Origin of the sequence: Streptomyces sp. 15-116A (assembly GCF_025290915.1) — a bacterium.
Classification (GTDB): domain Bacteria; phylum Actinomycetota; class Actinomycetes; order Streptomycetales; family Streptomycetaceae; genus Streptomyces.
The window spans coordinates 1-2,998 of the sequence record NZ_JAOCQE010000454.1; the positions used below are offsets into that span (position 1 = coordinate 1).

Annotated in this window: 4 protein-coding genes; 2 read left to right on the forward strand and 2 right to left on the reverse strand. The window is 71.4% G+C overall.

Features of this window, described 5'->3' with window-relative positions; translation table 11 throughout:
* Both N4P33_RS34235 and N4P33_RS34240 read right to left on the reverse strand, forming a co-directional pair.
* Positions 1 to 864 (reverse strand): protein kinase domain-containing protein (locus tag N4P33_RS34235; RefSeq protein ID WP_260830821.1); only part of this gene is annotated, 864 nt, incomplete at its 3' end.
* A 181-nt stretch (positions 865 to 1,045) separates the two neighbouring features.
* On the reverse strand, positions 1,046 to 1,627 hold the full coding sequence (locus N4P33_RS34240; RefSeq protein ID WP_260830822.1) for a hypothetical protein: 582 nt from the start codon (positions 1,625 to 1,627) through the stop codon (positions 1,046 to 1,048).
* A gap of 297 nt (positions 1,628 to 1,924) precedes the next feature.
* Here N4P33_RS34240 and N4P33_RS34245 point away from each other — a divergent pair, with 297 nt between their 5' ends.
* Positions 1,925 to 2,779, forward strand: coding sequence for a bifunctional methylenetetrahydrofolate dehydrogenase/methenyltetrahydrofolate cyclohydrolase (locus N4P33_RS34245; RefSeq protein WP_260830823.1), 855 nt, complete (start codon positions 1,925 to 1,927; stop codon positions 2,777 to 2,779).
* A partial coding sequence (locus N4P33_RS34250) for a hypothetical protein (RefSeq protein WP_260830824.1) occupies positions 2,769 to 2,998 on the forward strand: 230 nt, incomplete at its 3' end. The genes N4P33_RS34245 and N4P33_RS34250, both read left to right, overlap by 11 nt.

Sequence of the window (2,998 nt, forward strand, 5' to 3'; positions counted from 1 at the left end):
CAGCAGCGCCTCCACGCCGATCCGTTCCGCGTGGGTGCGGGCCAGGCAGGCGCGGACGATGTCCCGCCAGGCGTCCGGCAGTTCGGGCGCGAGCCGCAGCGTGTCCGTCCCGCGCGCGTACGCGACGGCCGCGTCACGGCGGACCGCGGGGGTGGCGCCGGGCAGCGGGAACGCACCCGTGAGCACCAGGTGGGCGAGGACGCCGAAGGCCCAGACGTCGGCGGACGGCCGGATCCGGCGGCCCCGTTCGCCGATCTCGGACCACAGCAGTTCGGGCGGGGTGTAATCGGGGGTGGAGAAGGCGGGCGTGTAGGCGTGGGTGCCCTCCAGCTCGGCGGCCATGTTGAAGTCCGCGAGCCGCACCGAACCGTCCGCCATCAGCAGCACGTTGGCCGGCTTGAGATCGCCGTGCACCCAGCCCGCGCGATGCAGCTGGTGCAGGCCCTCACAGATCTGCTCCAGCAACACCGGACCCGAGGCGGGCCGGGGCGAGGCGGCGAGCAGGCCCGCCAGAGAACGCTCCGCCCGCTCCAGCACCAGCACCGTCGCGCCGTCCAGTTCGGGCCGCTCCGGATCGTCGACGGTGAGCGTCTCGTACATGCGGATCAGCCGTGGCCGTCGCAGCCGCCGCAGCAACGCGACCTCACGCTCGACCAGTTCGCGCAGATGCGTCAGCTGACGCGGCGTACCGGTGCCGGTCGGCAGGAACTTGAGCGCGGCCGCCCGGGGCAGCGCCTCGCCCCCGTCCCCGACGCGCCTCCCGGCGTACACGCTGCCGAACGCCCCGGTGGCGATCGGCTCGCGGATCTCCCACCCGCCGACCCGGTACCCCTTGGGCACCGTCACGGCGTAGGCCTCGGTCACTCCTCGTCCCCCGTGGTCGGCGGGGGTACGGCGACGATGCGATACAAGGTGCGTCTCCCCGTGCGCGACGACTACCCAGGTCCAGACTAGGGCGACGCGCCAGGGCCGTGTCCCCCTCGAACGGGTGAGACACGGCCCTGTGACGTGATTGGCGAGAAACGCGCTGCGTGCTGTCAGGCGTTCAGTAGCGCGGGCGCTTGAACCATTCCGCGCTGGCGCGCTTGGCGGCGAAGACGATCAGCAGGATCGCGACGACCATGATGATCAGGCCGAGACCGTACGCGGCGAGCGTGAAGATGCCGGTGACGATCGCGAACGAGCCGTAGACGATCGAGCAGACCCGAACGCCGTTGGCGCCCTTGGCGTACTGCAGCAGCAGGACCAGACCGAGCACCGCGAAGACCGCCGCGAGACCCAGGAAGAAGACGACGACGCCCTTGCCCAGGTCGGCGAACTGCTCGGCCTCGGAGTCACCGGTGATGCCGGCCTCGGCCATCGTCTCGTCCCACTTGGACAGCGCGTAGCCGTACATCACCGCGATGACGGCGTGCGCCAGGGCGATCACGCCGAGCATGATCTGCGCGGCGCGCGTGATGCCCGGCATCTGAGTGGGGACGTAGCCGCCGCCGTAGGGCTGCTGCACCGGCGGCGCGGCGGGGTAACCGTAACCGGGCTGGCCGGGCTGCTGGGGGTAGCCGTAGCCGGGCTGGCCGGGCTGCTGGGGCGGCTGCCCGTAGGGGTTGTTCGGGTCGCCGAAACTCATGGCGGTTGTTCCTCCGTTGTCGCTCAGGTGCGGGGACGACGCGAGCCACGGCTCGGAGGAAGTTCTACAGATGCGGTCCGTCCCCCCGGTTCTGCCCGCGGCACTGTGCGACTCATCGTTCTTGACCGGTCTCTTGCTTGTCCAGCCGCAGACCGTATGTGTTGTGCAAGTGCAACATCTCTGATCTTGGTCGGATACGGGCGGAACGTGATCGTCCGTCGCCGTCGCGGACCTCGCGGCCGCCCGTGATGCGGGCGGATTGGAACCAGGGCCCGGTCATCCGGGAGGATGGGGGCCATGACCGCCCAGATTCTCGATGGCAAGGCCACCGCAGCCGCGATCAAGTCCGACCTGACCGCCCGCGTGGCGGCGCTGAAGGAGAAGGGCGTCACGCCCGGCCTCGGCACGATCCTCGTCGGGGACGACCCCGGCAGCCATAAGTACGTCGCCGGCAAGCACCGCGACTGCGCGCAGGTCGGCATCGCCTCCATCCAGCGTGAGCTTCCGGCCACGGCCACGCAGGAGGAGATCGAGGCGGTGGTGCGGGAACTCAACGAGGACCCCGCCTGCACCGGTTACATCGTCCAGCTGCCGCTGCCGAAGGGCATCGACGAGAACCGCATCCTCGAACTGATGGACCCCGACAAGGACGCCGACGGGCTCCACCCGATGAACCTGGGCCGCCTGGTCCTGAACGAGCCGGCCCCGCTGCCCTGCACCCCCAACGGTGTGCTGACCCTGCTGCGCCGCTACGGCGTCGAGATCAAGGGCGCCGAGGTCGTGGTCGTCGGCCGCGGTGTCACCATCGGCCGTCCGATGCCGCTGCTGCTGACCCGGCGCAGCGAGAACGCCACCGTGACCCAGTGCCACACCGGTACGCGGGATCTGTCCGCCCACCTCAAGCGTGCGGACATCATCATCGCCGCGGCGGGCAGCGCGCACCTGATCCGTGCGGAGGACGTCAAGCCCGGTGCGGCCGTGCTGGACGTCGGCGTCTCCCGCAGCGCCGAGGGCAAGATCGTGGGCGACGTCCACCCGGACGTGGCCGAGGTGGCCGGCTGGATCTCCCCGAACCCCGGCGGCGTCGGCCCGATGACCCGGGCCCAGCTGCTGGTCAACGTGGTCGAGGCGGCGGAGCGCAGTGCCGGCTGACCAGAACACCCCGCACACCGAGGAAAACGCCCCGCGCCCCGAGGCGAGGACACAGACGCCCGAGAACGACGAGGCGCAGGCCGGCGGCGGGGCTCGCGGTCGCGCGGAGCAGACCGACGCCGGGACCCGCGAAGGCGCGGCGTCGGCTGATGGCAGGGTCCGTGGCGGCGAGACGCAGGCCGACGGCAGGACTCCCGGCGGCGAGGCGCGGGCCGGCCG

What these genes read in the sequence shown, in the direction of transcription:
- N4P33_RS34240 (WP_260830822.1), bottom strand. Translation starts at nt 1,627, where the DNA reads ATGAGTTTCGGCGACCCGAACAACCCCTACGGGCAGCCGCCCCAGCAG.
- N4P33_RS34245 (WP_260830823.1), top strand. Translation starts at nt 1,925, where the DNA reads ATGACCGCCCAGATTCTCGATGGCAAGGCCACCGCAGCCGCGATCAAG.